Origin of the sequence: Pseudomonas sp. 22085, assembly GCF_052045815.1 — a bacterium.
GTDB lineage: Bacteria > Pseudomonadota > Gammaproteobacteria > Pseudomonadales > Pseudomonadaceae > Aquipseudomonas > Aquipseudomonas glycinae.
The window spans coordinates 129,360-151,690 of the sequence record NZ_JBQEQA010000002.1 but is presented as its reverse complement, the minus strand read 5'-3'; the positions used below and the strand labels follow the sequence as shown (position 1 = coordinate 151,690).

The following is a 22,331-nucleotide window of genomic DNA, read 5'->3' as shown; positions in this document are numbered from 1 at the left end:
CATCAGCGGCCAGAAGAACTCCCACACCGACACGTCGAAGCTGAACGGGGTTTTCTGCAGCACCGTGTCGCTGGCGTCCAGACCATAGGCCTGCTGCATCCACATCAGGCGGTTGGTCAGGGCGCGATGAGCGTTGCCCGCGCCTTTCGGCATGCCGGTGGAACCGGAGGTGTAGATCACGTACGCCAGGTTGCTGGCGTCGTATTCGACCTGCGGATTTTGCGTCGGCCACTCGGCGAAGTCCGCACCGGACGGTTCCAGGCACAGGGTCTGTACGCCGTCGGGAATCGGCAGGCCGGCCAGCAGGTGCGGCTGGGTCAGCAACTGGTCGATGCCGCTGTCGGCGATCATGTAGCTCAGGCGATCACGCGGGTATTCCGGATCCAGCGGCACGTAGGCGCCACCGGCCTTGAGGATCGCCAGCAGGCCGATGACCATTTCCAGGCTGCGTTCGACCGCAATCCCCACCAGCACATCCGGGCCGACCCCACGGGCGATCAAGCCATGGGCCAACTGGTTGGCGCGGGTATTGAGTTGCGCGTAGCTCAGGGTCTGGCCGGCGAACACCAACGCCGGCGCGTCCGGGGTGCGCAGGGCCTGGGTTTCGATCAGCGTGTGCACGCCCTGCTCCAGCGGATAGTCGATGCCGGTGGCGTTCCACTGCTCGACCATCAAGCGACGGTCGACGCTGTCGAGCAAGTCCAGCGCGCCGAGCATGGCATCGCCCGACTGCACCATTTGCTGCAACAGGTTTTGCAGTTGCGCGCTCAATTGCGCGATCACCGAATCGGTGAACTGCCCGCGCTGGTAGCTGTAGTGCAGCGACAGTTCATCGCTGACGTTCACCGCCAGGGTCAGCGGGTAGTTGGTCTGCTCGTGGTTATTGACCTCGCCAAAGCGCAGTTCCTGCGGCGCGCCCTCTTCCAGGGCCTGGGACACGGGATAGTTCTCGAACACCAGAATGTTGTCGAACAGCGCTTCACCGCTCTGCCCGGCCCAGCGCTGGATGTCGAACAGCGGCGTGTGTTCGTGTTCGCGCAGACCGATGTTCTGCGCCTGCACGCTCTGCAACCACTGGCCGACGCTGTATTCCGAACGCGGGCTGGCGATCACCGGCAAGGTGTTGATGAACAGGCCGATCTGCTGCTCGACGCCTTTGAGCTCGGTCGGACGACCGGCCACGGTGGCACCGAAGGCTACACTTTCCTGACCGGTCAGGCGCTGCAACAGCAGCAACCAAGCGGCCTGAATCAAGGTATTGAGCGTGACTTTCTGCTGACGGGCAAACTCGCCCAGGCGTCGGGTCTGTTCGGCGTCGATGAACACGTAGCGCTCGCCATGACCTTCACGCAACTCGTCGCTGCGCTGGGCCTGAATGGCCTGGGCCAGACGGGTCGGCTCTTGCAGGCTGGCCAGTTGCGCGGTCCAGTAATGTTCACTGACCTTGGCGTCCTGGCGTTGCAGCCATTCGATGTAGTCGCGATAACGCCCGGTCAGCGCTGGCAGGGTTTCTCCGGCATAACGCTGGAGGACTTCGCCGAGCAACTGCGAATTGCTCCAGCCGTCCATCAGGATGTGGTGATTGGTGTAGATCAGGTGGCAACGCTGATCGTCCAGACGCACCACGACCATGCGCAGCAGCGGGCCGTGGCACAGGTCGAAACCCTGTGCCTGTTCGTTGGCTGCCAATCGATCCAGCGCTGCCGGATCGGCGCTGCGGTCACGCCAGTCGAGCACGCTGAACGGCATCTCCAGCTGCTTGTGCACCACTTGCACCGGACGCGCCACCTGGCCTTGCCAGATGAAACTGGTGCGCAGGATGTCGTGGTTATCCACCGCCGCCTGCCAGGCTTGCTGGAAGCGCTGCGGGTCGAGGCCTTCGACGTCCAGGCGAACCTGGTTGATGTAGTCGCCGCTCGCCTGCTCGTACAGGCTGTGGAACAGCATGCCCTGCTGCATCGCCGACAGCGGATAGATGTCGGCAATCTGCGGCGCCGGCAACGGCAAACCGTCGAGCTGAGCCTGAGTCAGACCCGCCAGCGGGAAGTCCGACGGGGTCAAGCCTTCCACGCCTGGCGTCAGGCAGTGAGCGATCAGCGCGGCCAGTTCATCGGCGTAGTCGCGGGCCAGCGCTTCAATGGTGGCGCTGTCGAAGCGTTCTTCGCTGAAGGTCCAGCCGACGCTCAATTCACCGCCATACACCTGACCGTTGAGGGTCAGCCAGTTACCCAGCGGCGCATCCTGGCTTTGTTCCAGGCCGGAGTTTTCGGGGGCCGGCGCGAACAGTGCGCCATCATCGGCCTCGAAGCTGCCGTCGAACTGGCCGAGGTAGTTGAAGGTAATGCGCGGGGTCGGCAGTGCCTTCAGGCTGTTTTGCGCGCCGGCATCACCGAGGTGACGCAACGCGCCGAAACCGATGCCCTTGTTCGGGATCGAGCGCAGTTGTTCCTTGATCCGCTTGATCGAATCGCCCGCGCCTTCGCCCAGGGTCAGACGCACCGGGAACAGGCTGGTGAACCAGCCCACGGTGCGGGTCAGATCGACGTCATTGAAAAGCTCTTCGCGACCGTGACCTTCCAGTTGAATCAGCGTCGACGGCTGCCCGCTCCAGCGCCCGATGACCCGGGCCAGTGCGGTCAGCAGCAGGTCGTTGACCTGGGTGCGATAGGCCGCCGGGGCTTCTTGCAACAGCTGCCGGGTCAGCTCCGCGCTGAGGCGAGTCTGTACGGTCTGCGCCAGACGGTTATGCTGGCCGGCGTCGAGACGCTTGCACGGCAAGTCGGTGCTGACATCGCTCAGGCAGGCCTGCCAGTACGCCAGTTCCTCCAACAATGCAGGGCTGTTGGCGTAACGCTGCAAGTGTTCGCTCCAGTCCTTGAAGGCACTGGTCTTGGCCGGCAGGCTCAGGGCCTGACCGTTGATGGCTTGCTGATAAGCGGTTTGCAGGTCGTCCAGCAGAATGCGCCACGACACGCCGTCCACCGCCAGGTGATGGATCACCAGCAACAGGCGTTGACTGCCATCGGCCAGACTCGCCAGCACCGCCCGCAGCAACGGGCCGTTCTGCAGGTCGAGGCTGCGCTGGGCGCGGTTGCCCAACGCTTCAAGATCGGCGATGTCGGCAATGGCTTCCTGCCAGAGCAGATCTTGCGGCAAGGCGTCGGCCGCCAGGTGTTCGGCCTGCCAGACACTGCCTTGCTGGCTGAAGCTCAGGCGCAAGGCATCGTGATGGATGACCAGCGCACGCAACGCTTGCTCGATCTTTTCGGCCGCCAGCGGCTGAAGTGGCTTGAGCAGCACCGACTGGTTCCAGTGGTGACGCTCGGGGATGTCGTCCTCGAAGAACTGCTGCTGGATCGGCAGCAGCAACGCCGGGCCGGTGACCGGTTGCTGATCAATGGTCGATTCGCTGTCGCCGAGCTGCGCGACCAGCGCCAGACGCTGCACGGTCTGGTGCTGGAACAGGTCTTTGGGGTTCAGACGGATGCCGGCCTGACGGGCGCGGCTGACCACTTGAATCGAGATGATCGAATCGCCGCCCAGCTCGAAGAAGTTGTCGTTCAGACCCACTTGCGGCAGCTTCAGCACGTCCTGCCAGATCTCGGCCAGACGCTGTTCCAGTTCGCTTTGCGGTGCCTGATAAGCCTGCTGCGCCTGACTCGCATCCGGGGACGGCAAGGCACTGCGGTTGAGTTTGCCATTGGCGGTCAACGGCAATTGTTCGAGCAACAACAGGTGCGCCGGGATCATGTGATCCGGCAGGTTTTCCTTGAGCGCGGCCCGCACGCTGTCACGCCACTGTCCCTGTTCGGCAGCGTCGGCGTCGAGCAATGCAGCCTCGCTCGGCACCAGGTACGCCACCAGTTGCTGACCACTGAGACCCGGCTGCGCCAGCACCACGGCCTGACGCACGGCGGACTGTTCGAGCAACTGCGCTTCGATCTCGCCGAGCTCGATGCGGAAGCCGCGAATCTTCACCTGATGGTCGATCCGGCCGATGTATTCGATCACGCCGTCGGCGCGGTAGCGCGCAAGGTCGCCGGTGCGGTACAGGCGACCGCCATCGGCGGCAAACGGATCGGGAATGAAGCGCAGCGTGGTCAGGTCCGGACGGTTCAGATACCCCCGGGCCAGACCGGCACGGCCGACGTACAGCTCGCCGATGCAACCCTTGGCCACCGGGTTCAGGTCGCCGTCGAGCAAGTACCAGGACAGGTCCGGGATCGGCTCGCCGATCGGGCTGCTGGCGTCGCGTTGCAGGTCCGCCAGCGAGATCGGCCGGTAGGTCACGTGAACCGTGGTTTCGGTGATGCCGTACATGTTGATCAGTTGCGGGGCCTGATCGCCGAAGCGCTCGAACCATGGGCGCAGGCTCTTGACCTCCAGCGCCTCGCCGCCGAACACCACATAACGCAGGGACGGTTGCGCCGCCGCGTGTTCCGGGGCGCACGCCACTTGCATCAGTTGCTTGAACGCCGACGGCGTCTGGTTGAGGACGGTGATCCCTTCACGGCACAGCAAGGCGTAGAAATCGTCCGGCGAACGGCTGGTCTCGTGCGGCACCACCACCAGTTTGCCGCCGTACAGCAGCGCACCGAAGATTTCCCAGACCGAGAAGTCGAACGCGTAGGAATGGAACAGGCTCCAGACATCCTGCGGGCCGAAATCGAACCAGGCATCGGTGGCCTTGAACAGGCGCAGCACGTTGTGATGGGCGAGCAAGGTGCCTTTCGGCTGGCCGGTGGAACCAGAGGTGTAGATCACGTAGGCCAGGTTGTCCGCGCTCATGGAGACCTGCGGGTTGCTGTCGCTATAGCCTTCGAGGCCGTCGCGTTCCTGATCGAGTATCACGCTGCGCACCGAGTCCGGCACCGGCAGACGGCCGAGCAGATGACTCTGGGTCAACAGCAGAGCGATGCCACTGTCGCCGATCATGTAGGCCAGACGATCTTCCGGATACGTCGGGTCGAGCGGCACATAGGCACCGCCGGCCTTGAGAATCGCCAGCAGGCCGACGAGCATTTCCAGGCTGCGCTCCACCGCCAGACCGACGCGCACGTCGGGCCCGACACCGCTGGCAATCAACTTGTGGGCCAACTGGTTGGCGCGGCTGTTGAGCTCGCCGTAGCTCAAGGCCTTTTCGCCGTAAGTCACGGCCACCGCGTGCGGCGCACGCGCGGCCTGCGCTTCGATCAGTTGATGCAGGCACACCTCGCTCGGGAAATCGGCCACGGCCGGGTTCCATTGCAACAACGTGGCCTGACGTTCGGCCGCGTCATGCAGCGGCAGCTCGGCGATGCGCTGGGTGCAATCGGCGACGATGCCGCGTAGCAGATTCGTCCAGTGCTGCGCCAGGCGCTGCATGGTCACCGCGTCGAACAGGTCGGTGGCGTAGGTCAGTTCGGCCCAGACGTTGTCCGCCGATTCGAAGGTGTCGAGGGTCAGGTCGAACTGCGCGGTGTGCGACACCCAGCTCAGGCCTTCGATCTCGATCTTCGACAGACGCGTTGCGCCCTGCGCCTGACGGGTCTGGCTCTGGTGGTTGTGCAGCACCTGGAACAGCGGACTGTGGCTCAGGCTGCGCTCCGGTTGCAGCGCATCGACCAGTTGCTCGAACGGCAGATCCTGATGGGCCTGGGCGCCGAGCACGGTGTTCTTCACTTGTTGCAGCAGGCTGCGGAAGCTCTGCTGGCTGTCGAACTCGGCCTTCAGCACTTGAGTGTTGACGAAGAAGCCGATCAGGCCTTCGGTCTCGACCCGGTTGCGGTTGGCCACCGGCACGCCGACGCGAATGTCGGCCTGGCCGCTGTAGCGGTGCAGCAGGGTCTGGAACGAGGCCAGCAGCAGCGCGAACAGGGTGACGTTTTCCCGTTGTGCGACGTGCTTGAGGCCGGCGACCAGTTCGGCGCTCAGCGGGATGTCCTGACGCGCGCCCCGGTAGCTTTGCTCCGGCGGACGCGGACGGTCGGTCGGCAGCTCCAGCAACGGCTGGTCGCCATCGCCCAGTTGCGCGGTCCAGTAACTCAGTTGGCGCTCGCGTTCACCGGCATCCATCCACTGGCGCTGCCACACGGCGTAGTCGGCGTACTGCACCGGCAATGCCGGCAGCTGCGCGGTCTTGCCTTCGCTGTGGGCGGCATACAACGCCACCAGCTCGTTGACCATGATGCCCATCGACCAGCCATCGGACACGATGTGGTGCAAGGTGATGATCAGCGCGTGGTCATCGGCCGCCAGGCGCAGCAACTTGACCCGCAGCAGCGGGCCTTTCTGCAAGTCGAACAGGTGCAGGGTTTCGGCAGCGACCAAGGCTTGCAGCGCGGAATCGTCCAGCTCGCGATCGATGGTTTCGACGGCGATGTCCAGCGATGCCTGGGCCTGGATCACTTGCAGGGTCTGGCCCTGCTCCTCGACAAAGCAGGTACGCAGGGATTCGTGGCGGGCGATCAGCGCATCGAAGCTGCGCTGCAACGCCGGCAGGTCCAGTTCACCGCGCAGGCGCAGTGCGGCCGGCACATGGTAGGCGGTGCTGGTCGGTTCCAGCTGCCAGAGGAACCACTGACGCTCCTGAGCGTAGGACAGCGTCAGCGGTTGCAGGCGCGGCAACGCCACAATCGGCGGTTCTTGATGTGCCTGCTCGACCCCAAGGGCGGCGACGAAATCCACCAGCGTGCTGTGTTCGAACAAGGTGCGCAGCGGCACTTGCACGTTGAGCGCCTGACGCACCCGCGAAACGACCTGAGTCACCAGCAGCGAATGGCCGCCGAGCTCGAAGAAGTTGTCGCCCAGCCCCACCTGCTCCAGTTTCAACACGGTTTGCCAGATGTCGGCGACGGTGTGCTGGGTGGCGGTCTGCGGCGCGATGTAGGTCGATTGCAACTGGCTGGCGTCGGGCGCCGGCAAAGCCTTGCGGTCGACTTTGCCGTTGGGGGTCAGCGGCAGTTGCGCAAGGAACAGCAAGTGCGCCGGCACCATGTACTCCGGCAATTCAGCCTTGAGGCTGGCCTTGAGCTCAGCGCGCAGCGCGGCTTCGCCATCGGCATCCAGCGCTTCGTCGGACATCGGCACCACGTAGCCCACCAGTTGCGGGCCGGTCGGGCCGTCCTGGGCGACGACCACGGTTTCACGCACGCTGTCGAGCGCCAGCAGGCGCGCTTCGATTTCGCCCAGCTCGATCCGGAAACCACGGATTTTCACCTGATGGTCAATCCGCCCGATGTATTCGATCACGCCTTCGGCGCGGTAACGGGTCAGGTCACCGGTGCGATACAGACGCTCGCCGGTGCTTGAGAACGGGTCCGGCACAAAGCGTTCGGCGGTCAGCGCAGGACGCTGGAAGTACCCCCGCGCCAGACCATCGCCACCGATCAGCAGCTCGCCCGGCGCGCCGAGCGGATTGAGTTCCAGATCGCTGCCGAGGATGTACAGCGCGGTGTTGTCGATCGGTTTGCCGAGGAACGGACGGCTGTTGTCCACGCTCAGCGGATGCAGCGCCGACCAGATCGTGGTTTCGGTCGGGCCATAGAGGTTCCAGACCTTCGGCGAGCGCGCCAGCATGCGTTGTGCCAGTTCCTGGGGCAGCGCTTCACCGCCACACAGGAAAGTGCGGCCGTCGAGAATCCCGGCGTGTTCGTGGTCCAGCAGCATGCGCCAGGTCGAAGGCGTGGCTTGCAGCATGGTCACGCCGTGGCGGTCGATCAGTTCGAGCACCGCTTGCGGATCCTGATGCACGTCCTTGCCGGTCAACACCACGGCGGCGCCGGCCAGCAGCGGGCCGTAGATTTCCAGGCCGAAAATATCGAACGAGAAGGTGGTCAGCGACAGCATGCGATCCGCCGCCGCGATGCCCGGTTGATCGACCATGCTCGCAACGAAGTTGCTCAGGGCTGCGTGGCGGACCATTACGCCTTTAGGCTTGCCGGTCGAACCGGAGGTGTAAATCGTGTAGGCCAGATGCTCACCGTTCACGGCCACGTCAGGCGTGGTGACCGGGTACGCCGCCAGCCAGTCCTGCGGCTGATCCAGCAGCACCGTGGCAAGGCCGGCCGGGATCGGCAACAGCGTCTGCAAGTGCGACTGGGTCAGCAGCAATTCGATGCCGCTGTCCTCGATCATGTAGGCCAGACGATCCTCCGGGTACGCCGGATCCAGCGGCACATAAGCGCCGCCGGCCTTGAGGATCGCCAGCAGGCCGACGATCATTTCCACACTGCGCTCGACCGCGATGCCGACCAGTCGATCCGGGCCGACACCCAGCTCGATCAGCTTGTGGGCGAGCTGGTTGGCGCGGGCGTCCAACTCGCCGTAAGTCAACACGTCCTCGCCGATGATCAGCGCGATGGCGTCAGGCGTTTTCTCGGCCTGCAAGGCGATGCGTTGCTGCACACAGGGCGCCGGCGCGGCGTGATCGACGACGCGTTTCCAGTCCTGCAACAACACTTGATGTTCGGTGGTTTCCAGCAGCGGCAGTTCACCGACGCGCTGATTTGGCGCGGCGACAATGCCGTGCAGCAGGTTCAGCCAGTGGCGCGCCAGACGCTCGATGGTTTGCGGCTTGAACAGGTCGGTGGCGTAAGTCAGTTCCGCCGCCACGCCTTCACTGGATTCGTAGGTGCCGAGGGTCAGGTCGAACTGCGCGGTGCGGCCCTCCCAGACGATATCCTCGACACTCAGTTGCGGCAGTTGCACCTGGCTCTGGCGCTGGGTCTGATCGTTGACCGTCTGGTGGTTGTACATCACCTGGAACACCGGGCTGTGGCTCAGGCTGCGTTCCGGTTGCAGGGCCTCGATCAGTTGCTCGAACGGCAGGTCCTGATGGGCCTGGGCCGCCATCGCCGATTGTTTGACCTGGGCCAGCAATCGATTGAACGGCAGTTGCCCGTGAACGTCCGCGCTCAGCACCTGGGTGTTGACGAAGAAGCCGATCAGCCCCTCGGTTTCCACCCGGTTGCGGTTGGCGGTCGGCACGCCGACGCGGATCTGCGACTGGCCGCTGTAGCGGTGCAGCAAGGCCTGGAACGACGCCAGCAGCACCATGAACAGACTCGCACCTTCGCGCTGGGCCAGTTGTTTGAGGGCATCGCCCAGTGCGGTCGGCAGGTGCAGATCGAGACGCGCACCACGGAAGCTTTGCACCGCCGGGCGCGGGTGATCGATCGGCAATTCCAGCACCGGCTGTTCGCCGCCGAGGGTGTCGATCCAGTATTTGAGCTGCCGCTCACGCTCGCCGGCCTCCAGCCAGTGGCGCTGCCAGATCGCGTAGTCGGCGTATTGCACCTCCAGCGGCGGCAGGCTCAGGGACTGGCCGCCGGTGTCGGCGGCGTAATGCTTGATCAGCTCGCCGACCAGCACTTGCATCGACCAGCCATCGGAGATGATGTGGTGCTGGATCAGCGCCAGCACGTGATCGTCTTCGCCGACCTTGAGCAACGACACCCGCAGCAACGGGCCCTGTTGCAGGTTGAACGGGCGCGCGGTTTCGTTCTCGACGAAAGCCTTGATCGCAGCGTCGGCGTCCAGACCCGGCGCCAGCGTCTCGACCGTGATGCTCAACGGCATCTGCGCGTGAACCTTCTGGCAGAAGGTTTCACCTTGCTCGACGAACGTGGTGCGCAGGCTTTCGTGGCGGGCGACCACCGCGTTGAAACTGCGTTCCAGCGCCGCGACATCCAGCCGGCCCTTCAAACGCAGGGCGCTGGGAATGTGATACGCGGTGCTGTGCGGGTCCATCTGCCACAGGAACAACTGACGTTCCTGGGCGTAGGACAGCGGGATCGCCTCGAAGCTTGAGCGAGTTTCCGGAATCGGCAGGTTGGCCGGCGAGACGCCCTCTTCGAGCATCTTTTCCAGGTAGAGCTTACGTTTGTCCAGCGGCAGAGTGATAAAGCGCTTGGCAATCCTCAAAGCAACACTCGTGTCCATCAGAACTCCTCCATATCGTCAAGCAGGGCTTCCAGCTTGTTCAGTTTCTGTTCGTTGATTGCCCCGCCTCCTGTATCGAGTCGAGCGACAAAGTCGCTCAGGACGGGGTGCTGGAATAGCAGTTGCGGCGTCAGCGTCAGGCCCAGTTCCAGGGCGATGCGCGACACGACATTGACCGCCAGCAGCGAGTGCCCGCCGAGTTCGAAGAAGTGATCGTTCAGACCGATGCGTTCCACGGTGAGCACTTGCTGCCAGATTGCCGCGACCTGTTGCTCAAGCTCCGATTGCGGCGCGACATACGCGACCTGCATCTGGCTGGCATCCACCGCCGGCAGCGCCTTGCGGTCGAGCTTGCCGTTGGGGGTCAGGGGCAACTGCTCAAGGAACAGCAGGTGCGCGGGAATCATGTAGTCAGGTAACGAAGACTTGAGGCCAGTCTTTAGTCCGTCGCGCAGTTGGCGCTGCGCTTCACCGTCGTACACGTCCAGTTTCGGGGCCACGACATAGGCCACCAGTTGCGCGCCGCCCTCGGCCTCGACGGCCAGCACGGCCGCCTCGCTGATGCCCGGTTGCGCCAGCAGCCGCGCTTCGATTTCGCCGAGTTCGATACGGAAACCACGAATTTTCACCTGATGGTCGATCCGGCCCATGTACTCCAGCTCACCGTCCTCGCGCTGACGAATCAGGTCGCCGGTGCGGTAGAGACGCTCGCCATTACGGGCGAACGGATTGGGCACGAACTTCTCGGCGGTCATCGCCGCTTTGCCCAGGTAACCGCGCGTGACGCCAGCGCCCGACAGGTACAACTCGGCCGACACACCTTGCGGCACCGCTTGCAGATCGGCATCGAGCAAGTGGCTGGCGGAGTGATCGAGCGCGCGACCGATGCGCGCCTGACCACCGGCGGTGCGACGGATCCAGGTCGAGTAAGTGGTGTCTTCCGACGGGCCGTACAGGTCATAGACGTGCTCAATGCTCGGCTGCTGATACAGCGCGTCCACCAGCCCTTGCTTGAGCGGTTCGCCCGCCAGGTTGATGATCCGCACACCCGGTGGAATCTGCCCGGCGCGCTGCAACGCATTGATCGCCGACGGCACGGTGTTGATCAGGCGCACCTGATCCCGCGCCGGCAGTTGCGGCAGTTCCAGCGCATTACGGGCGATGATCAGCGAGCCGCCGTTGGCCAGGGTCACAAACAACTCCCACACCGACAGGTCGAAACACACCGACGTCGAGGCCAGTACGCCTTGAATGTCTTCGCGGCGGTAGACCTTGGCCGACCAGTCGATCAGTGCCATGACGTTGCGATGGGCAATCGCCACGCCTTTCGGCTTGCCGGTGGAGCCAGAGGTGTAGATCACGTAGGCGAGGTTGTCCGGGGTCACGGCGGTTTGTGGTGCCTGAGCCGGATAGCCATCCAGCACGATCTGATCCAGCAGCAACACCTGCGTGTCGGACGGCACGGTCAGTGTTGCCGCCAGTTCTTGCTCCGTCAGCAACACTCGCGCCCGGCTGTCTTCGAGCATGTAGGCCACGCGGTCGGCCGGATAGTCCGGGTCCAGCGGCACGTAGGCGCCGCCGGCCTTGAGCACCGCCAGCAGCGCAATCAGCAACTGCTCGGAACGCGGCAACGCCACGCCCACCCGCACTTCCGGGCCGACGCCTAGTTCAATCAACTTGTGCGCCAGACGGTTGGCCCGGGCGTCCAGTTCGGCGTAGGTCAGCTGCGAGTCGGCAAAGGTCACGGCCAGTGCATCCGGGGTCGCGATGACCTGACGGGCGATGCTCTGGTGGATGCACAGTTCGGTGACGAAATCGCTGGAAACCGGCGCCATTTCGATCAGACGCAATTCGCTGAGCGAACGCTCGCCCGCCTCGGTCATCTGCTCAAGCAAACGCTGCAAATGAGCACCCAGTTGCGCCACACCGACGTCGGCAAAACGGTCGCGCTGGTAGCTGAAGTGCACCGACAGTTCGGCGCCCAGATGCACCAGCAGGGTCAGCGGATAGTTGGTCTGTTCGTGGTTCTCCACCGGACCGAATCGCAGGCCTTGTGGCGCGCCTTGCTCCAATGCCTCGGCGATCGGGTAGTTCTCGAACACCATCAGGCTGTCGAACAGCGCGTCACCGCCCTGCCCGGCCCAGCGCTGGATCTGCGCCAGCGGTGTGTGCTCGAACTCGCGCAGCGCCAGGTTCTGTGCCTGCACGCCTTGCAGCCAGCTGGCCAGGGTCTGCTGCGCTTGTGGCGCGGCGATCACCGGCAAGGTGTTGATGAACAGACCGACCTGCTGTTCGGCCCCCGGCAAATCCGCCGGACGCCCGGCGACGGTGGCGCCGAACGCCACGCAATCCTTGCCGGTGTAGCGCTGCAACAGCAGCAGCCACGCGGCTTGCACCAGGGTGTTGACGGTGACTTTCGAGGCCCGGGCAAACTCGCCCAGACGCTGAGTCAGACCGGCATCGAGCACCTGGAAATGATCGCCGTAACCGACGCTCGGCAGACCGGCATTCGGCCGCGCGATGGCATCGGCCAGACGCGTCGGCTCCTGCAGATTGCCCAGCGCCGCCAGCCAGTAGGCTTCGGCAGTCGCGGCGTCCTGACGTTGCAGCCAGGCGATGTAATCGCGGTAGCGCCCGGTAGGACGCGGCACCGCTGCGCCGCTGTAATGCTGCAACACTTCGCCGAGCAACTGCGCGCTGCTCCAGCCGTCCATCAGGATGTGATGGTTGGTGTAGATCAGGTGATACCGGTTTTCCGCGATGCGCACCAACACCAGACGCAACAACGGTGCACGGCTCAGGTCCAGGCCCTGGGTACGCTCTTCGTCGGCGAGTTTTTTCAGCGCGGCATCAACGTCAGTCTGACCGTTCCAGTCGAGTACCCGGAACGGCACTTCGAGCTGACGCTGCACCACTTGCACCGGCTGCTCCAGATCGCCCTGCCAGACAAAACCGGTGCGCAGGATGTCATGGGCATCCACCACCGCTTGCCACGCGGCGCGGAAACGCTGCGGGTCGACGCCATCGACGTCCAGACGCATCTGGTTGATGTAGTCGCCGTTGCCGTGTTCGAGCAAGGTGTGGAACAGCATGCCCTGCTGCATCGGCGACAGCGGGTAGATGTCGTCGATGGTCTGCGGCTGTGGCGCCAGTACGTCGAGCTGGGCCTGGGTCAGGGTCGCCAGCGGGAAGTCCGACGGGGTCACGCCATGGTTGGCGCTGTCGCAGCAATGGGCGATCAGCGCGGTCAGCTCTTGCAGGTAATCGTCGGCCAGACGCTGGATGGTCGCCGGCTCGAACATCTCGCGGCTGAAGGTCCAGCTCAGGTCCAGTTCGCCGTTGAACACCTTGCCGTCGAGGGCCAGCGGGCTGCCCAGCGGGCCTTGCATATTCACTTCTTCGCCGCCGGATTCGCTGGTCGGCAGGAACAGCGCTGCATCACCGGCCTCGAAACTGCCGTCGAACTGGCCCAGATAGTTGAAGGTCAGGCGCGGCGTCGGCAGCGCTTGCAGGGTAGCGCGGGCGTGGTCGTCGCCCAGATGCGCGAGGGCACCGAAACCGATGCCTTTATTCGGGATCGCCCGCAGCTGTTCCTTGATCTGTTTCAGCGAGGCGCCGAGGTTGGCGGTCGGGGTCAGTTTTGCCGGGAACAGGCTGGTGAACCAGCCCACCGTGCGGGTCAAATCGACGTGATCGAACAGATCTTCGCGACCGTGACCTTCCAGTTGCACCAGCACATTGTCGGCGCCGGTCCAGCGCACCATCACCCGCGCCAGCGCGGTCAGCAGCAGGTCGTTGACCTGAGTGCGGTAGGCCGCCGGGGCCTCTTGCAGCAGTTGACGGGTCAGGGTCTTGTCCAGCGGCGTGCGGATCGCCACCGCCCGGCAATGTTGCTGGCCGCCTTGCGGGTTATCGCACGGCAACGTGTTCGATGCGCCTTGCAGTTGTTGCTGCCAGAAGCCCAGCTCGGCTTGCAATGGGGCGCTGCCGGCGTAGTCCTGCAACGCTTCGGTCCAGGCTTTCACGGCGCTGGTCTTGGCTGGCAGTTGCACGGCCGCACCCGACTGGATCTGTCGGTAAGCGCTTTGCAGGTCTTCGAACAGAATCCGCCACGACACGCCATCCACCACCAGGTGATGGATCACCAGCAGCAGACGCTGACTGCCATCGGCCACGTTCGCCAGCACCGCACGAATCAGCGAACCGCCGCTCAGTTGCAGGCTGCGCTGGACCTGATTGCCGATCGTTTCGAGAGCCGCCAGATCGGCGACCTCGACTTGCCACAGCACGGTCTCACCGGCCTGGGTTTCGACATCGCGGTACTGCGCCGTCCAGCCCTGTCCATGCTCGGCAAAGTCCAGGCGCAGGCTGTCGTGATGCACGACCAGCGCATCCAGTGCCTGCTCAAGCACAACCGCATCCAACGGCTGAGCGGTCTTGAGCATCACCGACTGGTTCCAGTGATGACGGTCGGGAATCGGCTGGGCGAAGAACCACTGTTGAATCGGCAGCAACGCGGTTTCACCGGTCACCGGTTGCTGATCGATCGGCTGCACCGGATCGCCGGTCTGCACCACATTGGCCAGCGCCTGAATGGTCTGATGCTGGAACAGGTCTTTCGGGGTGAAGCGCAACCCGGCCTGACGGGCGCGGCTGACCACCTGAATCGAGATGATCGAATCGCCGCCCAGCTCAAAGAAGTTGTCGGTCAGGCCGACGCGCTCCAGCTTCAGCACGTCCTGCCAGATCGTTGCCAGTTGCTGCTCCAGCGCGCTTTGCGGCGCGACATAAGATTGCTGCAGTTGGCTGACATCAGGTTTGGGCAGGTTCTTGCGATCGAGTTTGCCATTCGGCGTCAGCGGCATGCGCTCAAGGGTCAGCACGTAGGCCGGGACCATGTGCGCTGGCAAAGTGGCCTTGAGTTGCGCCCGCAGTTGCTCGGCGAAATCCGCCTGTTGCGAGTCGCCGACCACGTACGCCACCAGCCGTTTGCTGCCAGCGCTTTCCTGGGCCACGACCACCGCTTCGCGCACGCCGTCGAGGGCTTGCAGGCTGGCTTCGATCTCGCCCAGTTCGATGCGGAAACCACGGATCTTCACCTGATTGTCGATACGCTCCAGATAATCAAAAGTGCCGTCGACACGCTGGCGCACCAGATCGCCGGTGCGGTACAGCACGCCACCGGTTGTGCTGAACGGATCCGCGACAAAGCGCTCGGCAGTCATCGCCGGACGATTCAGGTAACCACGGGCTACGCCACTGCCACCGAGGTACAGCTCGCCGGCCATGCCTTGCGGCAACAGGTTCAGATCGGCGTCGAGCACATAGGCGCTGCGGTCGCCGATGCGGCTGCCGATCGGTGCATAGGCGGCGCCGCACGGCACGTCGCGACCGGCCTTCCAGATCAGCGGCGTAACCACGGTTTCGGTCGGGCCGTAGCCGTTGATGATGTACTCCGGATTCAGCGCGCGCTTGACTCGCTCGAAACTCGCATTCGGTACCGCATCGCCACCGAAGCAGTAGATGCGCACCTTTGGCGGATTGCCCACGCGTTCGGCGTGTTCGGCCAGTTGTTGCAGATACACCGGCGGGAACGCGACCACGGTCACGCCGTGCTCGATCATCGCGTTGTAGGTCTGCTCCGGCGTCCACAGGCTGTCGTCGCGGATCAGCAGCGAGCCGCCGTGGGTCAGGCTGGTCAGCCAGCGCTCATGGGCGCCGTCGAAGGCGAACGACATGAAGTGGAATTCGCAATCGCTGTCACGCATTTCATAGCGCTCGCCGATGGCCAGGCAGTGCATTGCCAGCGGCCCGTGGGTGACGCTGACGCCTTTCGGATTGCCGGTGGAGCCGGAGGTGTAGATCACGTAGGCCAGATTGTCCGGATCGATCGTCACCACCGGCGCCTGCGCCGAATGGCCGCTGAGGTCGAGGCGGTCCAGTTCCAGCACACTCATGGCGTCGTCGATCGGCAGTTGCGCCGACACACGGGAATCGGTCAGCAGCAGCGCCAGACCGGAGTCCTGCATCAGGTACGCCAGACGCTCGCGCGGATAGCTGGTGTCCAGCGGCACATAGGCGCCGCCGGCCTTGAGCACCGCCAGCAAGGCAACGATCAGGCCTTCGCCGCGCGGCATCGCCACGCCGACCCGCACTTCGGCGCGCACGCCACGGGCCACCAGTTCATGGGCCAGACGGTTGGCCCGGGCATCGAGTTCGCCATAGCTGTAATGCTTGCCATCGAAAATGACCGCGGTGCGATCCGGTTGCTGCGCCGCCAATCGGGCGTAGCGCTGGTGCACGGCGATATCGGTCGGATACGCCTGCGGATGGTTCTGCGCCTGTTGCCGCGCGTGTTCGTCAGCCGTGGCCAAAGCGATTTCACCGAGACGACGTTCGGCGGATTCGGCGAACTGTTCCAGCAGGTGCAGCAGTTGCGCGCTCAGACGTTCGACGGTGGCGACGCTGAAATGCGCCTGGTCGAAGCTCACGTGCAGCGCCAGGGTTTCGCCCAGCGTCACGCCGAGGGTCAGCGGATAGTGGGTCTGATCCTGGTTGGCGACTTCGCCGAACACTACGCCCTGGGCGGTGCCGTGTTGCAGCGCTGCGGAAATCGGGAAGTTCTCGAACACCAGCAGCGTGTCGAACAGCGACTCGCCGCCCTGCCCGGCCCAGCGCTGAATGCTCGCCAGCGGCGTGTGTTCGAACTCGCGCAGCGACAGGTTCTGCGCCTGCACCGCCGCCAACCACGCGGCCACGGTCTGGTCCGGACGACTGCCGGCGATCACCGGCAAGGTGTTGATGAACAGACCGACCTGCTGCTCGATCCCCACCAGTTCCGCCGGACGCCCAGCCACGGTGGTGCCGAACGCCACGCAGGCGCTGCCGGTGTAGCGCTGCAACAGCAACAGCCACGCGGCTTGCACCAGAGTGTTGACGGTGACTTTCTGCTCACGGGCAAACGCGTTCAAGCGCCGGGTGCGCGACGCATCGAGGTCGTAGTGCTTGAGCAGATGACCGACTTCACTGCGCACCTCGCCACCGCCGACAGCGGCTTGTGCCAGCATCGTCGGCTCGTGGAAGTCCGCCAGTTGTTGCAGCCAGAACGCTTCACTGACCGCCGCGTCCTGACGTTGCAGCCACTGGATGTAATCCGAATAACGGCTGACCGGACGCGGTGGTTGCTGGCCGGCATAACGTTGCAGCACTTCGCCGAGCATCTGCGCGCTGCTCCAGCCGTCCATCAGGATGTGGTGGTTGGTGAAGATCAGGTGATGACGCTGGTCGCTGATGCGGATCAGGGTCACGCGCAGCAGCCCGGCCTGGGTCAGGTCGAAACCTTCGGCCAGATCGGCGGCGGTGAAATCCTTGAGTGCCTGGGCGATGTCGCTGCGCTCGCGCCAGTCGAGCAGCGTGTACGGCAGCGCCAGTTGGCGATGGATGATTTGCAGTTGTTCCTGCAATTCGCCCTGCCAGATAAAGCCGCTGCGCAGGATGTCGTGGGCATCCATGGTCGCCTGCCACGCCGCGCGGAAACGCTCGGGATCAAGGCCGTCGACATCGACGCACAACTGGTTGATGTAAGTGCCGGTGCCCTGCTCGTACAAGGTGTGAAACAGCATGCCCTGCTGCATCGGCGACAGCGGATAGATGTCTTCGATACCCGCGGCCGGCACCGGGATCGCGTCCAGTTGTGCCTGATCAATGCGCGCCAGCGGGAAGTCCGAAGGCGTCACGCCCATCGAATCCGCATCGCAGCAATGGCTGATCAACCCTTGCAGTTCACGTTCGTAATCCTCGGCCAGACGGGCGATGGTCGCCTCGTTGAATTGCTCGCGGCTGAAGGTCCAGCGCAGGTCGAGTTCGCCGTCGTAGACCTGACCTTCGACGCCCAGCCAGTTGTCCAGCGGCGCGTCGAGGCTTTGCTCCAGCCCGGCGCTTTCACCGGCCGGGCTGAACAGTGCACCGTCCTCGACATCGAAACTGCCGTCGAACTGGCCGAGGTAGTTGAAGGTGATGCGCGGCATGGCCAGCGCCTTGAGGCTGGCCTGGGTGGACGCGTCGCCCAGATGGCGCAGCACACCGAAACCGATGCCCTTGTTCGGGATCGCCCGCAGTTGTTCCTTGACCTGCTTGATCGCTGCCGCGACGGAGTCCGCCGGGGTCAGGCGCACCGGGAACAGGCTGGTGAACCAGCCGACGGTGCGGGTCAGGTCGACGTCGTCGAACAGGTCTTCGCGGCCGTGGCCTTCCAGCTGAATCAGGGTGTCGGCGTGGCCGGTCCAGCGGCTGATGACCCGCGCCAGCGCGGTCAGCAGCAGGTCGTTAACCTGCGTGCGGTAAGCGGCCGGGGCTTGTTGCAACAACTGCTGAGTAAAGGTTTTGTCGAGGCGGCTGTGCAGCACCAGCGCATGACGGCTTTGCAGACTGCCCTGCGGGTTGTCGCAGGGCAGATCCAGTGCCGCGCCATCGAGTTGTTGCTTCCAGAACCCCAGTTCGGCCTGCAGCGCTTCGGTTGCGGCATAGGCTTGCAACTGCTCGCCCCAAGCCTTGTAGGCACTGGTTTTCGCCGGCAGCTTGATGGCGGTTTTTTGCGCAGCCTGTTGATACGCCAGTTGCAGGTCTTCCAGCAGAATCCGCCACGACACACCGTCCACCACCAGGTGATGCACCGCCAGCAACAGACGCTGACTGCCATCGGCGACGGTCGCCAACACCGCGCGCAGCAGCGGGCCGTTTTGCAGGCTCAGGCTTTGTTGGGCCTTGGCGTACAGCGCTTGCAGTTCGCTGTCGGCCAGCTTGTCGGCGGTCCACAACAGCTCCGGATCGTGCGCAATTGGCGCGACTTCGGCACGCCAGCCTTCGGCGCTTTCGACGAAGCGCGAACGCAGGCCGTCGTGATGCGCGAGCAACGCGTTCAGCGCTTGCAACAGCGCCTCGGCGTTCAGGGTTTGATGATTGCGCAGCAGCACCGCCTGGTTCCAGTGGTGACGCTGGGGAATCGGGTCTTCGAAGAACACTTGCTGGATCGGCAGCAACGGCAGCTCGCCGGTCACCGGGCCCTGATCGATGCTCACGCCACCGCCGCCCTGCTGCGCCACGCTGGCCAGACCTTGCACGGTCTGGTGCTGGAACAGGTCGCGGGGGCTGAAATGAATCCCGGCCTGACGCGAGCGGCTGACTACCTGAATCGAGATGATCGAGTCGCCGCCCAGTTCGAAGAAGTTGTCGGTGAGGCCGACCTGTTCGAGCTTGAGCACGTCCTGCCAGATGCCGGCGATCTTCTGCTCCAGCTCGCTGCGCGGCGCGACGAACGCCTGCTGCATCTGGTTGGCGTCCGGCGCCGGCAAGGCCTTGCGGTCCAGTTTGCCGTTCGGGCTCAGGGGCAGTTCGGCGAGGAACAGCAGCTGCGTCGGCACCATGTAGTCCGGCAGACTGTCCTTGAGCTGCACCTTGATCGCTTCACGCGCCGCGCCTTGTTCGTCGACCGTCGCTGCAACCACGGACGCATCTTTCGGCACCACATACGCCACCAGTTGCAGGCTGCTGCCACCCTGCACTGCCAGCACCACCGCTTCGCTGACGTCGTTCAGTTCCAGCAGGCGCGCTTCGACCTCGCCCAACTCGATACGGAAACCACGGATCTTCACTTGATGGTCAACCCGGCCGACGTATTCGATCTGGCCGAGGGCGTTGTAACGCGCCAGGTCGCCGGTGCGATACAGGCGCGCCCCAGTGCTGGAAAACGGATCGGGAATGAAGCGTTCGGCAGTCAGATCGGCGCGCTGGAAGTAACCCCGCGCCAGCAATTCACCCCCGATCAGCAGTTCACCGACCACACCGACCGGGGTCGGCTGGCCGTCGGCATCCAGCAGATAAGTGTGACGGCCCGGCAGCGGTTGACCGATCGGCATTGTCAGTGGCAACGGCTGGCGACCGAACACGTAGTCGCTGCAATCGAGGGTGGTCGCCGTAACGGTGGCTTCGGTCGGGCCGTAGGTGTTGAGCAGTCTGACGTGCTCGAGCCCGGCCTGACGCCAGGCCTGCACGCCTTCCGGCGGCATCGCTTCACCACCGCTGTGCACCTGACGCAGCGCCGCGTAGTCACGCGGGCCGGCGGCGGCGAATTCCTTGGCGATCATGTTCCAGTAAGCGGTGGTCAGGTCCATGACCGTGATGCCGTGTTCAACAATGTTCCGGTACAGGGTTTCGCTGTCCCACACTTCGTTGCCGCGCAGCACCACCGAGGCGCCACAGGTCAGCGGGCCGAACAGCTGCTCGCCGAACGCATCGAAGTTGAAGGTCGCAAATTGCAGCGCGCAATCGGCGGCGCTCAGGTCGTAGTAATGCTGCGAGGCGAACGCGTGCTTGCTCAGGGCACCGTGGCTGATGCCGACGCCTTTCGGGCGACCGGTGGAGCCGGAGGTGAACATCACGTAGGCCAGGTTGTCGGCCCACACGGTGCGTTGCGGGTTGCTTTCGTCGGTGTGCGCCCAGACTTCGGCCTGATCCAGACACAGGCTCCGGACGTTCTGCGGTACCGGCAAACGGTCGAGCAAATGGCTTTGGGTCAGCAGCAAACGGCTGCCGCTGTCTTCGATCATGCACAGCAGGCGATCACGCGGGTATTGCGGATCCAGCGGCACATAAGCGCCACCGGCCTTGAGCACAGCGAGGATGGCGACGATCAGTTCCAGTCCGCGATCAACCGCCACACCCACCAGCACGTCCGGGCCGACACCTTGCGCCAGCAGCGTGCGCGCCAGGCGATTGGCCCGGGCGTTGAGCTGGGCGTAAGTCAGGCGCTGGCCGTCGAAAATCAGCGCGACGGCATCCGGCGTCAGCTCGGCCTGGGCTTCGAACAGCTCATGCACCGGGCGTTCGCTCGGCCACTGGGTATCGTGGCGGCCCCAGTCCTGAGTCAGTTGTTCAAGCTCGGTCGTTTCCAGCAGCGCAATGTCACCGACGCGCTGCTGCGGATCGCTGACGAGGCTGCGCAGCAAGTTCGTCCAGTGGCGCGCCATACGCTCGATGGTTTCAGGCTCGAACAGGTCCGTGGCGTAGGTGAACGCCGCGTGCAGTTGCCCGCCCTTCTCGTAGGTATCCAGACTCAGATCGAACTGGGTGCTGCGGCTTTCCCACTCGATGACGCCGAGTTCCAGACCGCTGCCGACCTTGAGCGTGGTGACGTCGGCGACTTCCGGCTGGTGGTTGTACATCACCTGGAACAGCGGGTTGTAACTGAGGCTGCGCTCCAGTTTCAGCGCCTCGACCAGACGTTCGAACGGCAAGTCCTGGTGGGCCTGGGCACCGAGGGCGGTTTCCTTGAGGTCACGCAGCAGATCGGCGATGGAGGTCTGGCCGTCCAGTTCGACGCGCAGCACCTGAGTGTTGACGAAGAAACCGATCAGCCCTTCGATTTCCCGGCGGTTGCGGTTGGCGATCGGCACGCCGACGCGCAGGTCGGTCTGACCGGTGTAACGGTGCAGCAGAATATTGAAGGTGCCGAGCAACAGCATGAACAGCGTCACGCCGTGCTGACGGGCAATGCCGCGCAGTTGCTCGACCAGTGCAGCGTCCACCACGCTTTCCAGACGCTGGCCCTGATTGCTCGGCAGCACCGGGCGCGGGCGATCCACCGGCAATTCCAGCACCGGGTGTTCGTCGCCCATCTGCGCCAGCCAGTAGTCGAGTTGACGTTGTTGCTCGCCGGCCTCCAGCCAGCGGCGCTGCCACAGGGCGTAATCGCTGTATTGCACCGCCAGCGGCGGCAGCTCGGCAGCGCGGCCCTGATCGTGGGCGTCATAGAAGCGGCAGAATTCGTCGATCAGCACGTTCATCGACCAGCCATCGGACACAATGTGGTGCAGGGTCAGCAGCAGCACGTGTTCCTGCTCGGCCAGCTGCAACAGGCGCACCCGCAGCAACGGGCCGTTGGCCAGGTCGAACGGCAGCAGCGATTGCTCCTGCGCGGCAGCGGCCACACGGGTTTCACGTTCGGCGGCGGGCAAATCGCTGAGGTCGATGCGCTGAATGTCCAGCGGTTGTTGCAGCGGTACTTGCAGCAGGCTGTCGTCTGGCTGCTGCTGAAACACCGTGCGCAGGGTTTCGTGGCGTTCGATCAGGCTCGCGAACGCTTGCTCCAGCGCTGCCTGGTTCAGGCGACCGGTCAGGCGCACCGCCGCCGGCAGGTTGTAGGCGCCGCTTTGCGGGTCCAGGTGCCAGAGAAACCACATGCGCTGCTGGGCATACGACAGCGCCTGCCGATCCTCGGCCTCGACGCCTGCGGGAATCGGGAACCGGGAAAAATCCACCCCTTCTTTCGCCAGGGCAGCCAGGAACATCCGGCGCTTTTCCAGGGGCAACCCGATAAACCGGCGAGCGAGTTTCAAGGAGTCTTCTGCATTCAT

Annotated in this window: 2 protein-coding genes (1 of these 2 only partly in view); both read right to left on the bottom strand. The window is 64.3% G+C overall.

All coding sequences use genetic code 11. The annotated features are described in order from the left end of the window. A protein-coding gene (locus ACTJK7_RS02945) for a non-ribosomal peptide synthase/polyketide synthase (RefSeq protein WP_440780254.1) crosses the window boundary here: on the bottom strand, positions 1 to 9,921 show its 5' portion. 5,139 nt of this gene lie to the left of the window's left edge; the window shows 9,921 of its 15,060 coding nt (coding positions 1-9,921); its start codon is at positions 9,919 to 9,921; its stop codon lies beyond the left edge, outside the window. Further along, the gene (locus tag ACTJK7_RS02940) at positions 9,921 to 22,331 is read right to left on the bottom strand and encodes a non-ribosomal peptide synthase/polyketide synthase (RefSeq protein ID WP_440780253.1); all 12,411 of its coding nucleotides are present in this window, start codon (positions 22,329 to 22,331) and stop codon (positions 9,921 to 9,923) included. The genes ACTJK7_RS02945 and ACTJK7_RS02940 overlap by 1 nt, the downstream gene beginning before the upstream one ends.